The following is a 17,763-nucleotide window of genomic DNA, read 5'->3' as shown; positions in this document are numbered from 1 at the left end:
ACTCGTGGCGTCAGAGCGCTCCTGTGTGCAAAAGCTTTTGATGCCGGAGGCGCCTGCCGCTCAAGCCGCCGCCATGATCTCCGCATAGGCGCCGAAATCGACATTGCCGCCCGATAGCACCACGGCGACGCATTTGCCTGTCAGCTCGATCTTGCCCGACGCAAGTGCCGCCAGGCCAACGCAGCCGCCGGGCTCGACCACCAGCTTGAGATGGGCCATGGCGTCGCGCATGGCCTGCCGCGTCGCGTCGTCGGAGACGGCAATGCCGCCGGCGAGATTCCTGCGGTTGATCTCGAAGGTCAGCGCGCCCGGTTCGGCGACGAGGAGGGCATCGCAGATCGAAGCGTGGCCGGGCTCGTTCGCGACCCTGGCGCCCTTGACCAGCGAGCGGCTTGTGTCGTCGAAATACTCGGGTTCCACCGCCCACACCGAAGTGCCCGGCGAGGCATCCTTGACGGCGATCGAAATGCCGCTGCTCAAGCCGCCGCCGCCGCAGGGGATGACCACCGCGTCGAGGCTGACACCCAGCGCTTTTGCCTGATGCATCAGTTCGAGGCCGATCGTGCCCTGGCCGGCGATGATGGCCGGATCGTCATAGGGCGGCACCAGGACCATGCCTTTTTCCACGTAGGGTCGGACGACGGCCGCGCGATCTTCGCGGAACCGGTCGAATGGGACCACCTCCGCTCCCATCTTGCGGACATTGCCGATTTTCATCGCCGGCGCGTCGGCCGGCATGGCGATCACCGCCTTGACACCGAACATCTGAGCCGAGGCAGCGACGCCTTGCGCATGATTGCCGGAGGAGAAGGCGACGACACCGCGGCTGCGTTCCTCAGCCGAGAGTGAGGACAGCTTGTTATAGGCGCCGCGGAACTTGAACGAGCCGGTGCGCTGCAATGTCTCCGGCTTGAACAGGATGCGGCCGCCAAAGCGCTTGTTAAGCTCCGGCGATTCGATCAGCGGCGTTTCGACGATCAGGCCGGAGAGGCGCGCGGCGGCGCTGCGGATGTCGGCGATGCCGGGGAGCGTGGCGGTGGTCATGAAGTGATCCTGTGGAAATGTGGTGGCCCATGGTGAACGGAAAACCAGGCCGCGCACCACTGAAAAAATGTGACCGTTACAATGTTTGGGAGTCCTTGCGCCGGACAGCGCCGCCCCTCATCTGGCTGCCGCCATCTTCTCCCCGTAAATGGGGAGAAGGGCGCTTTCGTCGACCATTTTGCCAATCGCCGCCGGCGCAGGAGCGGTGCCGACGTTGCGGCCAGCTTCTTTCTCCCCGTTCACGGGGAGAAATGCCCGGCAGGGCATGAGGGGCAGCGCTGAGATCGGCGATTGGCTTTAGCGACGAACCAAACTTCTCACCCCAAAAGCGTCGGCCGCTTGGCACCACCCAGCTTGCGCCAGGTGTTGAAGCGATGGGTGGCGGCGGCGAAGGAGATCTTCATCTGCTGGGCGACCGAATAGCGCGACTTGCCTTCGTCGAACATGCGGTAGCAGCATTCAGCACCCTCCTCGGTCAGCTTGCCGTCGGGGGTCTTGTTGTGCGGATTGGCGGGATCGAATTTCTCGACCTGCTGCTCGACCAGGCCTTTCAGGCGCTGCAGGTCGGCCTCGATGCTGGCGATTAGGTCGAGAACGGGTTTCGGGTCGAATTGTGGGTGCTGTTTTGCCGGCATCCGTGGCTTCCTTTCTCTTGGCTTAGGTCCAGCTATATAGGTGAACATTTGCTGATAGTGAAGGGCCGGCGAAAGAATTCGGGTGTCAATAATTTTGACCCTCTAGCCGAGATGCATGATTGACCCACGGCGCGGCAAACCCTAGTTTAGAATAATTCTAAACTAGGGTGAATTCCTCATGCTTTCCCGCGTCTTCGGCTTTGGCCGCCGTCCTTTTGAATCGCTGTCGGAACAAGAGATCCTGGCGCTCGCCATTTCGTCGGAAGAGGATGACGGGCGCATCTACCGTGGCTATGCCGACGGGCTGGCGGACAGCTTTCCGCAATCGGCCAAGGTGTTCGAGGCGATGGCGGAAGAGGAGGACGGCCATCGCGATGCGCTGATCGAGCTCTACCGCAAGCGTTTCGGCGAGCGTATCCCCTTGATCCGGCGCGAGCATGTGAAGGGCTATTATGAGCGCAAGCCCGACTGGCTTGTCCGGCCGCTCGGCATCGCAGCCGTGCGGCGGCAGGCCGAGGCAATGGAGCGGCAGGCCTATCTGTTCTATGTCGAGGCGGCCAAACGCACCACCGATGTCTCGACCAGAAAACTGCTCGACGATCTGGCGGCCGCCGAACAGGGCCATGAGAACTCGGCGCATCAGCTGGAACAGAAACATGTACCGGGCGAGATCAAGGACGAAGAGGCGAGCGCCGAGCAGCGCCAGTTCATCCTGACCTATGTGCAGCCGGGACTGGCCGGGCTGATGGACGGGTCGGTGTCAACGCTGGCGCCAATCTTTGCCGCGGCGTTTGCCACGCATGATACATGGCAGACGCTTCTGGTCGGGCTGGCCGCTTCGATCGGCGCCGGCATCTCCATGGGTTTCACCGAAGTCGCTTCCGACGACGGCAAATTGTCGGGCCGCGGCTCGCCGGTGAAGCGCGGGCTGACCGTCGGCATCATGACGACTTTGGGTGGGCTGGGCCACGCGCTGCCCTATCTCATCCCGCATTTCTGGACGGCGACAGCTGTTGCCGCAGTGGTGGTGTTCTTCGAACTGTGGACCATCGCCTTCGTGCAGAACCGCTACATGCAGACACCGTTCCTGCGCGCCGCCTTCCAGGTGGTGCTGGGCGGCGCGCTGGTGTTCGCAGCGGGGGTGCTGATCGGGAATGCGTAGCGAACCCTATCCATGCAGAGCCCGGCTGTCCGCCGGCGCTTCGGCGCGTTCGGTCAGGCCGTAGTCGCGCACGACATGGGCGATGCGCAAGCGGTAGCCGGCAAAGATACCGCCACGGCCAGCCTTTTGCGCCTGCCGGTGCTCCTCGGTGTTGCGCCAGGCTTTCACCGCCTCCTCGTCGCGCCAGAACGACAGCGACAGGATCTTGTTCGGATCGACAAGACTCTGGAAGCGCTCGATCGAGATGAAGCCGTCGATGCCGTCGAGCAGCGGCCGCAGCTCGGCGGCGATGCCGAGATAGGCATCGCGCTTGCCTGCAGCCGGCTCGACCTCGAAGATGACGGCGATCATATTTTCACCAGGGGAGCATGCGGTCCGGAAGCCAATTTCAGGAACATGCGATCCTCCTTCAGGATGAATTTCTCGCGCCGGGCGAATTCATAGTTTGCCTTGCCGGCGGGATCGGCGGCAAGGCGCGCGCGATAGGCTTCGTAGGCGGCGAGGTTTTCGATATTGTAGGCGGCATAGGCCGTGGTGGCCGAGCCTTCATGCGGCGCGAAATAGCCGATCAGGTCGGCGCCGCAGCGCGGGATCGCCTGGCCCCAGTTGCGGGCATATTCCTCGAACGCTGCCTTGCCGAACGGGTCGATCTCGTAGCGGATGAAACAGGTGATGGCCATCTTTGCCTCCTTTGGCAGTGGTGTCGTGTGCATTGACAGTTCGATCAGGGTCGAAACGTTCCGTGGATCGGCGTGCTAGGCAGTCCCTTGGCCGATCATGCCTGCCAGAAGGACTTCGCGCATTCGCGGCGCACGTCTTCTCGTGTCAGGCCAAGGTCGCGCAGCAGGTGGTCGTCGATCTCGGCGAGGTCGAGGCGCTGCAGATGGCGATCGTACCAGCGCGCCAAGAGCCGCAAGCGCAGCCGGCGCAGGAACGGGAACGGCGGGCAAGCGATAGGGGCAGGGGTTGAAGCGGTTTTCGCGGTCATCGTCGTCTCCTTGATCTGACCGGAGAATAATGGTTATCTGACAGGAATGCTTCGATGATGAACGAACTATGCGTGAAGGACCCGACATAGCCCGCATCGCCAGCCTGGTCGGCGATCCGGCGCGGGCAAACATGCTCTCCGCACTGATGGGTGGCACGGCGCTGACGGCGAGCGAACTGGCGCTTGAGGCCGGCGTATCACTGCCGACCGCAAGCTCGCATCTGTCGAAACTGATGGAGGGCGGATTGCTGACGCTGGCGAGCCAGGGACGGCACCGCTACTACGGCCTCGCCGGACCGCAGGTGGCCGGCATGATCGAGGCCATCACCGGCGTTGCAGCTTCCGTCGGACCGCAGCGCGTGCGGCCGGGACCGCGCGACGCGGCGATGCGCGTGGCGCGGGTCTGCTACGACCACCTTGCCGGCGAACAGGCGGTGGCGATGCTGGACCGCCTCGTCGACAAAAAGGTTCTCTTGCGCGAGAACAAGGAGATCAGGCTCGGCCCGTCGGCCGCTTCACATTTCGCAGCGATCGGCATTGATGTGGCGGCCAAGCCGCGGCGGCCGGTGTGTCGCGCCTGCCTCGACTGGAGCGTGCGGCGCTCGCATCTGGCCGGCACGCTGGGGGCCGCCATTCTCGACAAGATCCTCGCCGAGAAATGGGCAAGGCGCGAGAAGGACAGCCGCGCGGTGGTGTTTTCGCCGGTGGGCAGGCAGGCGTTCGAGAAGGTGTTCCTGGCGTGATGGATCGCTGCGCTGCGCACATGCACGCTACCCCCGCTTCAGCACCTTCCCCTGCTTGAAGAAATCCTTCCACGGGTCCGCCTCAGCCAGCCGCTTCAGCGTCGTCTTGTCGCCAATCGGGAAGGCGTTCGGCGCCAGCCCCTTTTCGATCTCTGGCCAGGTCACCGGCATCGATACCGTTGCACCCTTCTTGGCGCGCGACGAATAGGGCGCGACCGTGGTCGAGCCGCGGCCGTTGCGCAAATAATCGACGAAGATTTTTCCGGTACGCGCCTTCTTCGACAGCGTCGCCGTGTAGCGGTCGGGTGCTGCCTGCTCCAGCGCGCGGGCGAAATCATGGGCGAAGGTTTTCACCTCGTCCCAATCCGCCGATGGTTTCAGCGGCACGACGACATGATAGCCCTTGCCGCCGGATGTCTTGACGAAATTGGGCAGCGACAGCTCGTCGAGCTGGCCGTGGATATCGAGGGCGGCCGCGCGCACCGCCTTGACGTCGACGCCTTCGTCGGGATCGAGGTCGAAGACGATCTGGTCCGGCTTTTCCAGTTCGTCTGTTGTGCAGCCCCAGATGTGGATCTCGACCACGCCGTACTGGACCAGGGCAGCGAGGCCGTCGAAATCTTGGATGAACAATATTTCCTCGCCGTCCGTCGGATCCTTCATCCTGGCGATCTTGTCATGCATGCCGGCCGATGCATGCTTCTGGAAGAAGCGCTGGCCGCCAATGCCGTCCGGCGCCCGCACCAGGCTGAGCGGCCGGTTGACAATGAATTGCTGCATGCGCGGCCAAACCAGAGCGTAGTGATCGAGCAGATCCTGCTTCGATATTTTTTCTTCCGGCCACAAAAGCTTGTCCGGGTGGGAGAGTTTTACGGCGGTTTTCGCCGCCGCTGTGGATTTCGGGTCAGCGGGCTTTGCCTTGGCCGCTGTCTTGTCTGTCGATGCTTTCGGCTTTTCCTGCACGACTTCCTCCGCCGGCTTGTCCTCGCGCAATCCCTGGAACGAGGCGTGGCGTATTATACGGTCGGAGGTCCAGCTGCGGAACTCCACTTCGCCGACCAACTCCGGCTTTACCCACACCAGTCCCTTGCCCTTCGGCACGGCCGCATCGAACGGCGAGGCCGTCGCCTTCAGCGCATCGAGCTTTTTCTTCAGATCCGCGGCGGTTTTGACCGAAAAGCCAGTGCCGACGCGGCCGGCATAGTGCAGCTTGCCGCGCTCGTGATAGCCTACCAATAGCGAGCGCAGGCCGCGTCCTGTCTTTTCGGACGGCAGATAGCCGCCGATGATGAATTCCTGGCGCAAGGTGCATTTCGACTTCACCCAGGTGAGGCCACGGCCGCTGCGATAGGGCGCGTCGGCGCGCTTGGAGACGATGCCTTCCAGCCCCATGCGGCAGGCATGCTGCAGCATCACCTTGCCGGGTTCGGCGAAATGATCGCTGAAGCGCACCGCCGCATTGTCCGCCTGCTTGCCGAGCAATTCCTGCAAGGCCCGCTTGCGCTCGACCAGCGGCTCGGCGCGCAGATCCTCACCGTCGAGCCGCATCAAGTCGAAGACGTAGTAGAGAAAGCGGTTGGTGCGGCGCGCCGACAGATCCGCCTGGAGCAGCGCGAAGGAAGAAACCCCGCTGTCGGCGAGCACGACGATCTCGCCGTCGATGATGGCGTCCGAGCATTTCAGTCGCCCGAGTTCAGCGACGATCTCGCCGCCGAATTTCTCGGTCCAGTCGAGACCGGTGCGGGTCAAGAGCCGCACCTCGGTGCCGGCAAGCTGCGCCTGCATGCGATAGCCGTCGAACTTCACCTCGTGCAGCCATTCCTCACCAGCGGGGGCATCCCTCTCCAGCGTTGCGAGGCATGGCTCGATGAAGGTGAGCCGCTTCGCTGCCTTGGCCTTTTTGCCGGCCGCCGGCTTGTTGGAATGCCAGACCTTCGGCTTCTTGCCGTCGGCGGTCTTGCCCTCCGCGACCTCTTCGATCGTCAAGCCCGACCTTACCGATTGCGGCGCCTCTTCAAGGATATCCTCGCCGGGGCGTGCCGCGGCATCGCTGGACTTGATCAGCAGCCAGTTGTCGCGCTTTTCGCCGGAGCGCGGCTTCAGCCGCACCAGATGCCAGAAGCCATGCAGTTTGTGGCCTTTCAGCTCGAAGCTGATATGGCCCTTGTTCATTGCCTTGGCCGGGTCGCTCTCCGGCGCCCAGGTGCCCTCGTCCCAGACGATGACGGTGCCGCCGCCATATTCGCCCTTGGGAATGGTGCCTTCAAAAGGCGCATAGTCGATCGGATGATCCTCGACATGCACGGCCAGCCGCTTTTCATGCGGATCAAGGCTCGGGCCGCGCGTCACCGCCCAGCTCCACAGCACGCCGTCGTGCTCGAGGCGAAGGTCATAGTGCAGCCTTGTGGCGGCATGTTTTTGGATGACGAAGATGCCGCCGGCTTTTTTCCCGACCCGTGAGACCCTGCCCGCCGGTTCGGTGGTCTTCTTGAAATCGCGCTTGGAATTATACTGTTCGAGGTTGGCCATCTTGCATCCTCAAGCCGATTTGCGCTTGGCGGCGGAAGCTTTCGGCTTGGCGCGTTTGGCCTCCGATCTGGCTTTTGCCTGGGGCTTTGCGCCCTCGCCCGACGACAGGCTCTTCTTCAGGGCATCGAACAGATTGACCACGTTTGACGGCTTCGGCGCTGCCTTGGCCTTCGGCGCCTTCTTGCCGGCCTTCTTGGCCCGGATCAGTTCGAGCAGCGCATTCTCATATTTGTCGTCGAATTTCGAGGGATCGAATTTCGCCTGCTTCTTATCGATGATGTGCTCGGCCAGATCGATCATCTCGCCGTCGGTCTTTGTCGTCTTGATCTCGCCAAAGACGCTGTCGGGCTGACGCACCGTGTTGTCATAGCGCAGGGTGGTCAGCACCATGCCCTTGCCCAGCGGCTCGATCACCACCGGGCGTTCCCGGCTGTAGAGCACGATGCGCGCCAGCCCGGCCATCTTTTTGCCCGCCATGGCATCGCGGATGACAGCAAAGGCCTCCTCAGACACCTTGTCGGCCGGCGATACATAATAGGGCGTGTCGAGATAGATCTGCTGGATCGAGGACTTTTCGATGAAACCGTCGAGGTTCATCGTGTGCGAGGATTCGATCTGCACGGCCTCGATCTCGTCCTCCTCGACATGGACGAACTCGCCATCCTCGACTTCATAGCCTTTGATCTCGTCGCCCTCCTCCAGTGGCTTGCCGGTTTCGGCATCGACATAGATGCGTTTGACCGTATTGCCAGTTTTGCGATTGAGGATGCGGAAGGAAACCTTTTCGGTATGGGTGACGACATTGGTCAGTTCGATGGCGCAGGTGACCAGTGAAAGCTTCAGATAGCCTTTCCAGGCCGGGCGCGGCGCCATGACAAACTCCCTCTGCGATGTGGGTTCAACCGAGAACGAGCGACACCCGATCCCGGTTCCCCAACCGCGAAAGGCGAGGCCGGCGCTTCTCGGCGCCGGCCTCGCCTCGTCAATCCACTATTCGGCAGCTTGCAGGTTGATCTTGCTTTCCGCCATTTCGGTGAGCTTGCGGTCGGTCGCCTGCTCCTCCTTCAAATTCTTGGCCAGCACATTGGCGCAGTCGCTGCGGCCAAGCTGCTTGGCCCAGGCGATCAGCGTGCCATAGCGGGTCATCTCATAGTGCTCGACGGCCTGCGCCGAGGCGATCAGGGCAGCGTCGAGAACCTCCTTGTCGTCAATGTCGCCGCTGACTTCGTCGGCTTCCTCGAGAATGCCATCAATGGCCGGGCATCTGACTGTCTTGGCCTTCACGCCATGCAGCTCGAAGACCTGCTCGACGCGCTCGATATGGCCCTTCGTCTGCTCGAGATGCTTCTCGAAACCTGCTTTCAATTGGGGATCAGTCGCCTTGTCGACCATCTTCGGCAAGGATTTCTCGATCTGCTTTTCTGCATAGTAGATGTCGCGCAGCGTGTGCACGAACAGGTCGTCCAGCGTCTTGATGTCTTTCGAAAAGAAGCCCATGGCCTTTTGCCTTCCATTGCTCTTGCTGTGTGAAGTCCGGTGGCAGCTCCGGTAGGAAGCCGCTGCCTGCGGGGCCGGTTCGTTCCGGCTTATCCGGTCAACGTGCCGATGCCGGAGGGGTTCCTGCTTTCCCTGCCCACGCACGGAAATTTCGCGAAGCGGACGAGGGTTGAAACAGAACCGCGCTTAGGCGACATCCAAACGAAACATATGTGATGCAAAAGTCACAGTGGGCGGAATGTCGACAAACCGCATGGAAAGACCCCGAATCAGCCGCATTCCGGCCACGAACCAAGGCATTTCGGACCAGAAATTAACATCACGTTCACCGACTATTCACGCCTCGACGCTATGATGCCCGCAATTCGGAAGGGACATCCGAAATCGGGACAGGGACAGGTAAAATGAACTTCTTGACGCACCTTATCGGCTATGCCGCCGCCATCCGCGAATTCGTCGCGCCAACCTACCGGCCGGAGCGCTATTACATGCGCGGCCCCGGCCCGGCTTGCGCACGTCGTGGCAACTCGCTTGGCATCAGCGCGCACTGATGATGACGCTCGAAAGCCGTCACGATAGCCGGATCTGCAGGCCGGCAGCGAACCATCGCGCAACCACCTACCGCGCTGAGCGCCCCGCGCTGGCCGACAGACGGCGTGCGACAATAGCTGGGCTTTGATGCAGCCACCGGCTGGCTTAGTGTTATCACGCACAAGCAGCCGGGGCGCACGTGACCAAGCTCGCAAAGCCGAACCATCCTCCTGAAACGCCTTCCTTCGATGCAACCCATCCGCTAATCGTATTCGACGGCGTCTGCGTGCTGTGCTCGGGCTTCGTGCGCATGGTGGTCAGGCTCGACCGCAAGCGCCGCTTCCGTTTCGCCACGGCGCAGTCGCCGCTCGGCGAGGCGCTGTTCAAAAAACATGGGCTGCGGACGGACAGCTACGAGACCAATCTGGTCCTCATCAACGGCGCCGCCTTCACGCGGCTGGAGAGTTTCGTTGCCGTCATGGCCGAGCTGGGCTGGCCGTGGCGGGCGGCGAGAGTGCTGCTCATCCTGCCGCGGCCGCTGCGCGGCTGGCTCTACGATCGCATCGCCAAAAACCGCTATGCCCTGTTCGGCCGGAAGGACAGCTGCGAGATTCCTTCGGCCGAGCTGAGAGGACGGCTGATTGGCTAAGCGAAGGCTCCTGGGAAGCTTCTGCGCTACCCGAGGCGGCAGCGCTTGGGAGAGCAGCCGATGAAGGTTCTCATCGTCGGCGGCTACGGCACCTTTGGTGGCCGCATCGTTGAACTGCTGGAGAACCAACCGCGCCTGACGCTCATCATCGCCGGCCGCTCGCTTGCCAAAGCCGATGCCTATTGCGGCAGCCGCCACGGCGCCGAGGCGCGGCTCGTGGCGGCACTGTTCGACCGCGACGGCGATCTTGCGGGGCAACTGGCCTCATTGCGCCCCGACACGCTGGTCGACGCCAGCGGTCCGTTCCAGGCCTATGGCGAGGGGCGCTACCGCGTTATCGAGGCCTGCATCGCCCAGGGCGTCAACTATCTCGATCTCGCCGACGGGTCGGATTTCGTCGCCGGCGTTTCTGCATTCGACGCGGCCGCGCGCGAGACCGGTCTTTTCGTGCTGTCCGGAGCTTCCAGCTTTCCGGTGCTGACGGCAGCGGCGGTGCGCCGGCTATCTCTTGATATGGCGCGGGTCGAGACCATTCGTGGCGGCATCGCGCCGTCGCCCTTTGCCGGGGTCGGCGAAAACGTCATCCGTGCCATTGCCGGCTATGCCGGACAACCAGTGCAGCTCGCACGCGACGGCGAACCGTCGCAAGGCCATCCGTTCACCGAACAGATGCGTTACACGATCGCGCCGCCCGGCCGCCTGCCGCTGAGGAGCACGCTGTTCTCGCTCGTCGACGTGCCGGACCTGCGGGCGCTCGCCGATCTCTGGCCGCGGGCACAGACGATCTGGATGGGCGCCGGGCCAGTTCCCGAAATACTTCACCGCGCCCTGATCGGTCTCGCCTGGCTCGTGCGCGCCGGCCTGGTCCGCTCGCTCTTGCCCTTGGCTTCGCTCATGCACTGGGCGAGCAACCGGCTGCGCTGGGGCGAGCATCGCGGCGGCATGTTTGTCGCGGTGGAAGGCGTGGATCGGTCGCGGACGCCGGTCAGGCGCTCATGGCATCTGCTGGCGGAAGGCAATGACGGGCCGCTGATCCCGTCGATGGCGGTCGAGGCGCTGATGCGCAAGGCGCTGGACGGACATATGCCTGCGCCAGGAGCGCGGGCGGCCGTGCGCGACTTGGAACTCGAGGACTATGAAGCGCTGTTCGCCAGCCGGACGATCCATACCGGCTTCAGGCACGATACCGCCGATGCGGACAAACCGCTCTATGTCGCCTTGCTCGGCGACGCCTGGCAAAACCTGCCCAAGCAGATCCGCGCCATGCACGATGGCATAACCACGGCGCAAGGACGCGCCAGCGTCGAGCGCGGAGGCAATATGCTTGGCCGGCTTGCAGCCTGGCTGGTCGGGTTCCCGAAGGCCCGTGACGACATCCCGGTCGATGTCCGCTTCCACGCCAACGAAAACGAAGAAACCTGGACGCGGACATTCGGCGGGCAGGGTTTCTCCAGCCGCCAGTTCGCCGGACGCGGCCGATCCGAGCGGTTGCTGTGCGAACGTTTCGGCCCGCTGACCTTCGCCATGGCGCTGGTCGCCGAGGAGAACCGGCTGTCGCTCGTGCTGCGCCGCTGGAGCATTTTTGGCCTGAAGCTGCCGATGTGGCTTTGCCCGCGCTCGACATCTTTTGAGAGCGTGGAAAACGGCCGCTTCCGCTTCCATGTCGAGATCTCGCATCCGCTCACCGGATTGATCGTGCGCTATCGCGGCTGGCTCGAACCCTCGCACGGTTCCAGCACGATCGTGCCGCCTGCCGCCTTGCCCAGTTCGCGGCAGTCTTCAACCGTGCACAGTGTCCAGCCTTCGCCGGTGGCGCCGGATGCGGCGAGCACGAGGCGCGGCTGAGGCTTGATCGGGGGCATATAGACCCACCAGCCGTCCCGCAGAACCGCGCCCTCGGGCGGTTCCATGCCGGCGCCCGATCCCTTGACCCGCGCCTCGACGACCTGCAGGCCGGACGGCAGCACGCTCCAGTCCTCCTGCCAGCGCGTCCTTTCCACCGAATGCGTCCAGGACAGGGTGAAGGCGGTGACAGCCAGCGTCACCGTCTTGCTGGCGGCAAGGATGCACAAGCTCATGCCGTACTATTTTTTTGTTTGAGCATGATCTTTTCCGAAAACCGGGTTCCACTTTTTGCTGGCGCTGACCTTCGGTTCGGGATCATGCTCTGGCGCTGGCCGCATGCCGCGCGTGCCAATAGTGCCAGCCGATCCATATGAGAGCGAGCGCCCAGCCGGCCTCGTCGGTGAGTGGCAGTGCGGCAACCAGCAGCGCACCGGCGCAGAAGGCGACGAGGCGTTCCCACAAGGCCATGCGCCGGACGAGAAAGCCGACGGCGGCCGCACCCCAGAGCACGATGCCCATGCATGCCTTGACAACGACATAGGCGACCTCGACGGGATAGCCGAACTGAGCGGCAATCGGGCCGGCGTCCTGTAGCATCAGGGCCGGAGTGTAGACCGCCATGAAGGGAACGACGAAGCCGGCGATGGCGAGCTTGGTGGCCTGGATGCCGATCTTGAGGCCGCTTTCCTTGGCCATGGGTGCGGCGGCAAAGGCGGCCAGCGCCACCGGCGGGGTGAGATCGGCCATGATGCCGAAATAGAAGACGAACATGTGGCTGACCACCAGCGGCACGCCGAGCGACAGAAGGGCCGGCCCGGCCAGCGACGAGGTGATGATGTAATTGGGAATGGTCGGAATGCCCATGCCGAGCACCAAGCAGGTGAGCATGGTCAGCACCAGCGACAGGAACAGATTGTTCTCGCCGATCGAGATGATCCAGCCGATGAAGGTGGAGGCGATGCCGGTGAGCGTCAGCGTGCCGATGACGATGCCGACGATGGCGCAGGCGATGCCGACCGGCAACGCGTTCTTGGCGCCCTCGGCGAGCGAGTCGATACAGATCCGCAGCGTCTCGCGCCCGCCCTTGAAGGTAAAGCAGGCGACAACGAGCGCAGCGATCACAAAGCTGAGGATGTTGACGCCGAACTTCATGAAAGAGGCGGCGGCAAACCCCAGCGCCAGCCAGAAGACGATGCGGAAGGCAAGCGGCCCGATCAACGCCGCCAGCGGCGTGCCGAGGATGAGCACGATGGTCAGTGCCAGCCCCATGGTGCCGGCGAAGATCGGCGTATAGCCGGCAAACAGCAGATAGATGAGCGCGGCCAGCGGCAGCACCAGCGGCCAGTGTCTTCTCACCGCGTCCCACGGATTGGGCAGGTCCGCCTTGGCCATGCCGTGCAGGTCGGCCTTGCCGGCTTCCAGATGCACCTGCCAGAAACAGGCGCCGAAATAGAGCAGCGCCGGGATGATCGCCGCCTTGACCACTTCGGCATAGGGGATGTTCAGCGTCTCGGCCATGATGAAGGCGACCGCGCCCATCACCGGCGGCATGATCTGGCCGCCCATCGAAGAGGTCGCCTCGACGGCGCCGGCGAAGGCCGAACGGAAGCCGAAGCGCTTCATCAGCGGGATGGTGAACTGGCCGCTGGCCACCACATTGGCGACGCCCGAGCCTGAGATGGTGCCCATCAGCGCCGACGACAGCACGCAGACCTGCGCCGGGCCGCCACGCCACGAGCCGACCAGGCCAAGGGCGAAATCATTGAACAGCGCGATCATGCCGGCGCGTTCGAGAAAGGCGGCGAAGACAACGAAGATGAAGATATATGCGGCCGAGACGTAGACCGGCGTGCCGTAAATGCCTTCGGTGCCAAAGGCAAAGGTGTCGACGAGCTGAGCGAAATCATAGCCGCGATGGATGAAGGGCGGCGGCAGATAGTTGCCGGCAAACGCATAGGCGAGGAAGATCAAGGCGATCAGGGCAAGCGGCAGCCCCATCAACCGCCGCGCGGCCTCGAAGACCAGCACCACCAGCACCGCGCCGACGATCAGGTCCGGCGTGGTGAGGAAGCCGGAGCGCCGGATGAGGTCAGCATAGAACACCCAATTGTAGAGGCCGGTGGCGAAGCCGAGCACACCGAGCGTCCAGAACGCTGCTTTCGCCGCGGCGCTTTTGGCGCGCAGATTGGCGATCAGGGCAAAGCCGAGCAGCAGCAGGAAACCAACGTGCATGGCACGCACCACCTGGCTCGGCAGGCTGCCATAGGCGGCGATGTAGATCTGGAAAATGGAGAAGGCGATGGCGATGAGAAAGGCGGCCTTGCCGGCGAGCCCTTCGCCGAAGCCCGGCGGCAGTCCTTCGATCTGCTCTTCGACAGCAAGGACACGGGTCGATGAAGTTTCGGACTGAGCGTCGGTCATTGGCGGGCTCCTGGCGGGGGCGGTTCCCTCCCCCTCGAGGGGAGGGTGGACAGCCGCCGAAGGCGGATGGACGGGTGGGGTCGTTGCGGCAGTGCGCGGCCTCAACCGATGCCACCTGCCTCGACCGTTGATCCAGAAAGCTGGAGCGCGTCGCCGAGGACCCCACCCGGCCCTGCGGGCCACCCTCCCCTCAGGGGGGAGGGAGCGCCCCTACTTCACCAGCCCTTTCTCCTTGTAATACCTCTCGGCGCCTGGATGCAGCGGCACCGGCATGCCGTCGAGCGCCTTGGCCGGGTCGATCGCCTTGGCGGCGGCATGGGCGGCGGCGAGCTGATCGAGATGTTCGAACAGCAGCTTGGTCATCTGATAGGCGGTCTCGTCGGAGACGTCGGCGCTGGTGATGAGGAAATTGCCGACGGCGGCGGTCGCGACATCCTCAGTCTGGCCCTCATAGGTGCCCTTGGGAATGGTCACCGAAAGATAGGGCGAGCCGATCTTGGCGACATCCGCCGCCGGCACGGCAACGACGTTGATCGGCACCGAGGTGGCGAGGTCGCGGATCGAGGCGACGCCGAGGCCGGCCGATTGCAGCGTGGCGTCGAGCTGGCGGTTCTTGATCAGCTCGACCGATTCGGCGAAGGGCAGGTACTCGACCCGTCCGAGATCCTCGTATTTCAGCCCGGCAGCGGCGAAGATGGCGCGGGCGTTGAGCTCGGTGCCGGAGGCCGGCGCGCCGACCGACAGGCTCTTGCCCTTGAGGTCGGCGAGCGTCTTGATGCCGGATTCCCTGCTGGCGACGATCTGGATGTAGTTGGGATAGATGGCGGCGATGCCGCGCAGCTTGTCGAGTTTGCCGGGGAAACCGGCTTCGGTGTTGCCCTCGGCGGCCAGCTTGACGGAATCGCCGAGCGCGAAAGCGATCTCGCCCTTGCCCTGCTGCAGCAGGTTGAGGTTCTCGACCGACGCTTTCGTCGCCTGCACCTGGGTGCGGGCACCTTCGATGCCCTTGCCGTAGATTTCCGACAGCGCGACGCCGAGCGGATAATAGACGCCCGAAGTGCCACCGGTCAGCACGTTGATGAATTCCTGCGCCTTGGCCGACACCGCGCCAAGGCCAAGCGACAGCGCCAGCGCGCCGACGGCAACAAACTTCGTCCTGAAATTGAGCATGTGATTTCCTCCCTGAAATATTTGCCACCGCACGACCCGAGGCGAGGCGAGTTTAGACAGCGGGCGGGAAATGCCAACCCGCAATTGCGCCCATTAGACCAACGGTTGAGTGGGCGCGAAATATATGCCCGCTTGCACAAGACGCCACCGCGGACGAAAGATTTTCCAACGCCTGTCGAAATTGGGCATAGCCACGCGACATACGTCCGGCCCGCACCGACGCGGCCTTCGAAAAACGGGAGAAGACCATGCGATACATGCTTTTGATCTATGGAAACGAAGCCGCCATGATGGCGGCGCCGGCACAGGCGCTGGCTGAGATGAAGAGTGCCTACTTCGCCTACAACGAAGCCTTGAAGAAGGGCGGCGCCTGGATTGGCGGCGACCAGCTGCGTCCGAGCCAGGCGACCGCCTCGGTGCGCATCGTCGATGGCAAGACCAATGTTCTCGACGGCCCTTATGCCGACACCAAGGAACAGCTAGCCGGTTTCTACATGATCGAGGCCGAGGACGCCGACGCCGCGATCGCCTGGGCGGCGCGCTGTCCGGGCGCCAGCACGGGCACGATCGAGGTGCGACCGATCTGGGAACAGCAGCCCAGCCCGTGATGGCCGAACAGCCCTTCACCCGCAAGGGCGGCGGCCGAGACCGCCGCCCGGCAAAGCTACGGCAAGCTGATGGCTTGGCTGCTCGCGGTCGCCCGGCGGCGGCGCGTGGATGCGGTGCGGCGGCGGCTGACCGGGGAGGGAGACGGAGGAGCATGACCAATGAAGAGTTGCCGGATGAGCGGCTCAGGCTGACGCTCGCCTGCGCCCATCCGGCGATCGAAGGCGAAAGATTTTGTGGCGCCTGTCGAAATCGCCCGAGACCGCACGACATAGGGTCGGCCCGCAACGGAGCGGCCGTTCGAGAAAACGGGAGAAGACCATGCGATACATGCTTTTGATCTATGCCGACGAAGCCTCGATGCCGGCCGCGCCGACAGACAAGACCTACGAGATCAGCGCCGCCTATGGCGCCTATACCGAGAGGTTGAAGAACTCCGGAGCGTGGCTCGCCGGCGCTCGACTGAAGCCGACCCAGGCCGCCACCCTGGTGCGGATGGCCAACGGCAAGACCAACGTGCTCGATGGCCCCTATGCCGATACCAAGGAACAGCTCGCCGGCTTCTTCATAATCGAGGCCGAGGATGCCGACGCAGCGATCGCCTGGGCGGAGCGTTGTCCGGGTGCCGGCACCGGAACGGTCGAGGTGCGGCCGATCTGGGAACATACAATGTGATGCAGGATGGCGCGGAGGTCGCGCGGGCGGCGGCGGAAGGGGCCGCCCGGCAAAGCTACGGCAAGCTCGTCGCCTTTCTCGCCGCCCGCACGCGCGACGTGGCCGGCGCGGAGGATGCGCTGGCGGACGCCTTCGCCGCGGCGCTCGAACGCTGGCCGCAAACCGGCGTGCCGCAAAAACCGGAAGCCTGGCTGCTTACGGTGGCGCGCCGACGCGGCATCGACGCGGTCAGGCGGCGTCTGACCAGCGAGGCGAGCCGCGATCATCTCAGGCTGATCGCCGAGGAGATGGAGGCCCGCATGGTCGATGAAGACCTGCCCGACGAGCGGCTCAGGCTGATGTTTGCCTGCGCCCATCCGGCGATCGAGGCCGGCGTGCGCGCGCCGCTGATCCTGCAGACCATTCTCGGCTTCGACGCAGCGACGATCGCCTCGGCCTTCCTAGTGTCGCCGGCAACGATGGGCCAGCGCTTGGTGCGTGCCAAGACCCGCATCCGCGAAACCGGCATTCCATTCCGCGTGCCTGAAAGAGCCGAGCTCGGCGAGCGGCTGGATGCGGTACTGGAAGCGATCTACGCGACGTTTGCGGAGGGCTGGTCCGACCCGGCCGGCACCGAGACCCGGCGCCGCAACCTCGCCACCGAAGGCATCTGGCTTGGCCGGCTTGTGGCCTCGCTGATGCCAGATGAGCCGGAAGCGCTCGGCCTGCTGGCGCTGATGCTGTTTGCCGAGGCGCGGCGGGTAGCCAGGCGCAGTACCGAAGGCGACTTCGTGCCGCTTGCGGAGCAGGATTGCCAGCTGTGGGACCGCACCCTCATCGATGAGGCGGAGGCGCTGCTTTCCCATGCCGCCACCAAGGCGGTGATCGGCCGCTACCAGCTCGAAGCAGCGGTGCAGTCCGCTCATGCGGCACGGCGGCTGACCGGCCGCACCGACTGGATGGCGATCCGCGAACTCTACGACGCCTTGCATTCGATCGCAGACTCGCCGGTGGTGGCGATCAACCGCGCGGTGGCCGTTGCCGAGGCCGACGGTGCGGCGGCGGGTTTGGCGGCCCTTTACGTGCTGGGTGACGACAAGCGGCTCGCAGACTACCAGCCTTATTGGGCCGCCCGCGCCGGATTGCTTGCCAGGCTCGGCAACACCAGCCAAGCCGCCGAGGCCTATGACCGGGCGATCGGCCTCGAGCGCGATCCGGCGGTGCGCCGGTTCTTGCAGCAGCGGCGGGCTGGGCTCGGCGGGAACTGATGCAGCCTCCCGGCTTCGCCA

At 64.0% G+C, this 17,763-nt stretch carries 18 protein-coding genes and 2 pseudogenes; 9 read left to right on the top strand and 11 right to left on the bottom strand.

Annotated elements, in window-relative coordinates; translation table 11 throughout:
• Nucleotides 1-60: 60 nt before the first annotated feature.
• On the bottom strand, nt 61-1,044 hold the full coding sequence (locus OHD62_RS00795; protein WP_263780297.1) for a threonine/serine dehydratase: 984 nt from the start codon (nt 1,042-1,044) through the stop codon (nt 61-63).
• Nucleotides 1,045-1,361: 317 nt separating this feature from the next.
• Nucleotides 1,362-1,679, bottom strand: coding sequence for a hypothetical protein (locus OHD62_RS00790; protein WP_263780296.1), 318 nt, complete (start codon nt 1,677-1,679; stop codon nt 1,362-1,364).
• A gap of 178 nt (nt 1,680-1,857) precedes the next feature.
• Between OHD62_RS00790 and mbfA the strand changes: the two genes are divergently transcribed.
• Complete coding sequence (gene mbfA, locus OHD62_RS00785) at nt 1,858-2,841, top strand: iron exporter MbfA (protein ID WP_263780294.1); 984 nt, start codon at nt 1,858-1,860, stop codon at nt 2,839-2,841.
• 6 nt (nt 2,842-2,847) lie between these two features.
• On the opposite strand, the gene OHD62_RS00780 is transcribed toward mbfA, so the two are convergent.
• The 3 genes from OHD62_RS00780 to OHD62_RS00770 form a co-directional block, all read right to left on the bottom strand.
• The gene (locus OHD62_RS00780) at nt 2,848-3,192 is read right to left on the bottom strand and encodes an antibiotic biosynthesis monooxygenase family protein (RefSeq protein ID WP_263780293.1); all 345 of its coding nucleotides are present in this window, start codon (nt 3,190-3,192) and stop codon (nt 2,848-2,850) included.
• Nucleotides 3,189-3,521: an NIPSNAP family protein gene (locus tag OHD62_RS00775; RefSeq protein WP_263780292.1), complete on the bottom strand. Its 333-nt coding sequence runs from the start codon at nt 3,519-3,521 to the stop codon at nt 3,189-3,191. The genes OHD62_RS00780 and OHD62_RS00775 overlap by 4 nt, the downstream gene beginning before the upstream one ends.
• A 95-nt stretch (nt 3,522-3,616) precedes the next feature.
• Nucleotides 3,617-3,829 carry a DUF1127 domain-containing protein gene (locus OHD62_RS00770; RefSeq protein WP_263780291.1) on the bottom strand — a complete coding sequence of 71 codons (213 nt, stop codon included), beginning with the start codon at nt 3,827-3,829 and terminating at the stop codon, nt 3,617-3,619.
• 68 nt (nt 3,830-3,897) lie between these two features.
• On the opposite strand from OHD62_RS00770, the gene OHD62_RS00765 reads away from it, so the two are divergent.
• Nucleotides 3,898-4,572 (top strand): ArsR/SmtB family transcription factor, encoded by a 675-nt coding sequence (locus OHD62_RS00765; protein ID WP_263780290.1) that lies wholly within the window; start codon nt 3,898-3,900, stop codon nt 4,570-4,572.
• A 27-nt stretch (nt 4,573-4,599) separates the two neighbouring features.
• Here the strand turns inward: OHD62_RS00765 and ligD are convergent, their stop codons facing one another.
• The 3 genes from ligD to OHD62_RS00750 form a co-directional block, all read right to left on the bottom strand.
• Nucleotides 4,600-7,101, bottom strand: coding sequence for a DNA ligase D (ligD, locus tag OHD62_RS00760; RefSeq protein WP_263780289.1), 2,502 nt, complete (start codon nt 7,099-7,101; stop codon nt 4,600-4,602).
• A 9-nt stretch (nt 7,102-7,110) separates the two neighbouring features.
• On the bottom strand, nt 7,111-7,974 hold the full coding sequence (locus OHD62_RS00755; protein ID WP_263780288.1) for a Ku protein: 864 nt from the start codon (nt 7,972-7,974) through the stop codon (nt 7,111-7,113).
• Between the two features lie 117 nt (nt 7,975-8,091).
• Nucleotides 8,092-8,598: a ferritin-like domain-containing protein gene (locus OHD62_RS00750; RefSeq protein ID WP_263780287.1), complete on the bottom strand. Its 507-nt coding sequence runs from the start codon at nt 8,596-8,598 to the stop codon at nt 8,092-8,094.
• A gap of 404 nt (nt 8,599-9,002) precedes the next feature.
• On the opposite strand from OHD62_RS00750, the gene OHD62_RS00745 reads away from it, so the two are divergent.
• The 3 genes and pseudogenes from OHD62_RS00745 to OHD62_RS00735 all read left to right on the top strand — a co-directional run.
• Nucleotides 9,003-9,149, top strand: a complete 147-nt coding sequence (locus tag OHD62_RS00745) for a hypothetical protein (RefSeq protein WP_097576576.1) — start codon at nt 9,003-9,005, stop codon at nt 9,147-9,149.
• 179 nt (nt 9,150-9,328) lie between these two features.
• Complete coding sequence (locus OHD62_RS00740) at nt 9,329-9,778, top strand: thiol-disulfide oxidoreductase DCC family protein (RefSeq protein ID WP_263780286.1); 450 nt, start codon at nt 9,329-9,331, stop codon at nt 9,776-9,778.
• A 60-nt stretch (nt 9,779-9,838) separates the two neighbouring features.
• Nucleotides 9,839-11,434, top strand: a pseudogene (locus OHD62_RS00735) (DUF4166 domain-containing protein); the annotation flags it as partial.
• Nucleotides 11,435-11,478: 44 nt separating this feature from the next.
• Here the strand turns inward: OHD62_RS00735 and OHD62_RS00730 are convergent.
• From OHD62_RS00730 to OHD62_RS00720, 3 genes are all read right to left on the bottom strand, one after another.
• On the bottom strand, nt 11,479-11,856 hold the full coding sequence (locus OHD62_RS00730; protein ID WP_263780285.1) for a DUF1850 domain-containing protein: 378 nt from the start codon (nt 11,854-11,856) through the stop codon (nt 11,479-11,481).
• 82 nt (nt 11,857-11,938) lie between these two features.
• Nucleotides 11,939-14,044: a TRAP transporter permease gene (locus tag OHD62_RS00725; RefSeq protein WP_263780284.1), complete on the bottom strand. Its 2,106-nt coding sequence runs from the start codon at nt 14,042-14,044 to the stop codon at nt 11,939-11,941.
• Nucleotides 14,045-14,254: 210 nt separating this feature from the next.
• Complete coding sequence (locus OHD62_RS00720) at nt 14,255-15,214, bottom strand: TAXI family TRAP transporter solute-binding subunit (RefSeq protein WP_263780283.1); 960 nt, start codon at nt 15,212-15,214, stop codon at nt 14,255-14,257.
• Nucleotides 15,215-15,462: 248 nt separating this feature from the next.
• Between OHD62_RS00720 and OHD62_RS00715 the strand changes: the two genes are divergently transcribed.
• The 4 genes and pseudogenes from OHD62_RS00715 to OHD62_RS00700 all read left to right on the top strand — a co-directional run bounded on the left by OHD62_RS00715 (nt 15,463) and on the right by OHD62_RS00700 (nt 17,742).
• Nucleotides 15,463-15,822: a YciI family protein gene (locus OHD62_RS00715; RefSeq protein WP_263780282.1), complete on the top strand. Its 360-nt coding sequence runs from the start codon at nt 15,463-15,465 to the stop codon at nt 15,820-15,822.
• 21 nt (nt 15,823-15,843) lie between these two features.
• Nucleotides 15,844-16,043, top strand: a pseudogene (locus OHD62_RS00710) (RNA polymerase subunit sigma-70); the annotation flags it as partial.
• A 98-nt stretch (nt 16,044-16,141) separates the two neighbouring features.
• Nucleotides 16,142-16,495 carry a YciI family protein gene (locus tag OHD62_RS00705; protein WP_263780281.1) on the top strand — a complete coding sequence of 118 codons (354 nt, stop codon included), beginning with the start codon at nt 16,142-16,144 and terminating at the stop codon, nt 16,493-16,495.
• Entirely contained in the window at nt 16,495-17,742 is a 1,248-nt protein-coding gene (locus OHD62_RS00700) for an RNA polymerase sigma factor (protein WP_263780280.1), read from the top strand. The genes OHD62_RS00705 and OHD62_RS00700 overlap by 1 nt, the downstream gene beginning before the upstream one ends.
• Nucleotides 17,743-17,763: the final 21 nt, after the last annotated feature.

Source organism: Mesorhizobium sp. YC-39 (assembly GCF_025753795.1).
GTDB lineage: Bacteria > Pseudomonadota > Alphaproteobacteria > Rhizobiales > Rhizobiaceae > Mesorhizobium.
Note: the sequence above shows the minus strand (reverse complement) of the source record. Positions and strands in the feature narration are given on the sequence as shown.

Bases quoted from the DNA above. Each gene is read 5' to 3' on its own strand.
- OHD62_RS00795 (WP_263780297.1), bottom strand. From the start codon at position 1,044: ATGACCACCGCCACGCTCCCCGGCATCGCCGACATCCGCAGCGCCGCC.
- OHD62_RS00790 (WP_263780296.1), bottom strand. From the start codon at position 1,679: ATGCCGGCAAAACAGCACCCACAATTCGACCCGAAACCCGTTCTCGAC.
- mbfA (WP_263780294.1), top strand. From the start codon at position 1,858: ATGCTTTCCCGCGTCTTCGGCTTTGGCCGCCGTCCTTTTGAATCGCTG.
- OHD62_RS00780 (WP_263780293.1), bottom strand. From the start codon at position 3,192: ATGATCGCCGTCATCTTCGAGGTCGAGCCGGCTGCAGGCAAGCGCGAT.
- OHD62_RS00775 (WP_263780292.1), bottom strand. From the start codon at position 3,521: ATGGCCATCACCTGTTTCATCCGCTACGAGATCGACCCGTTCGGCAAG.
- OHD62_RS00770 (WP_263780291.1), bottom strand. From the start codon at position 3,829: ATGACCGCGAAAACCGCTTCAACCCCTGCCCCTATCGCTTGCCCGCCG.
- OHD62_RS00765 (WP_263780290.1), top strand. From the start codon at position 3,898: ATGCGTGAAGGACCCGACATAGCCCGCATCGCCAGCCTGGTCGGCGAT.
- ligD (WP_263780289.1), bottom strand. From the start codon at position 7,101: ATGGCCAACCTCGAACAGTATAATTCCAAGCGCGATTTCAAGAAGACC.
- OHD62_RS00755 (WP_263780288.1), bottom strand. From the start codon at position 7,974: ATGGCGCCGCGCCCGGCCTGGAAAGGCTATCTGAAGCTTTCACTGGTC.
- OHD62_RS00750 (WP_263780287.1), bottom strand. From the start codon at position 8,598: ATGGGCTTCTTTTCGAAAGACATCAAGACGCTGGACGACCTGTTCGTG.
- OHD62_RS00745 (WP_097576576.1), top strand. From the start codon at position 9,003: ATGAACTTCTTGACGCACCTTATCGGCTATGCCGCCGCCATCCGCGAA.
- OHD62_RS00730 (WP_263780285.1), bottom strand. From the start codon at position 11,856: ATGAGCTTGTGCATCCTTGCCGCCAGCAAGACGGTGACGCTGGCTGTC.
- OHD62_RS00725 (WP_263780284.1), bottom strand. From the start codon at position 14,044: ATGACCGACGCTCAGTCCGAAACTTCATCGACCCGTGTCCTTGCTGTC.
- OHD62_RS00720 (WP_263780283.1), bottom strand. From the start codon at position 15,214: ATGCTCAATTTCAGGACGAAGTTTGTTGCCGTCGGCGCGCTGGCGCTG.
- OHD62_RS00715 (WP_263780282.1), top strand. From the start codon at position 15,463: ATGCGATACATGCTTTTGATCTATGGAAACGAAGCCGCCATGATGGCG.
- OHD62_RS00705 (WP_263780281.1), top strand. From the start codon at position 16,142: ATGCGATACATGCTTTTGATCTATGCCGACGAAGCCTCGATGCCGGCC.
- OHD62_RS00700 (WP_263780280.1), top strand. From the start codon at position 16,495: ATGCAGGATGGCGCGGAGGTCGCGCGGGCGGCGGCGGAAGGGGCCGCC.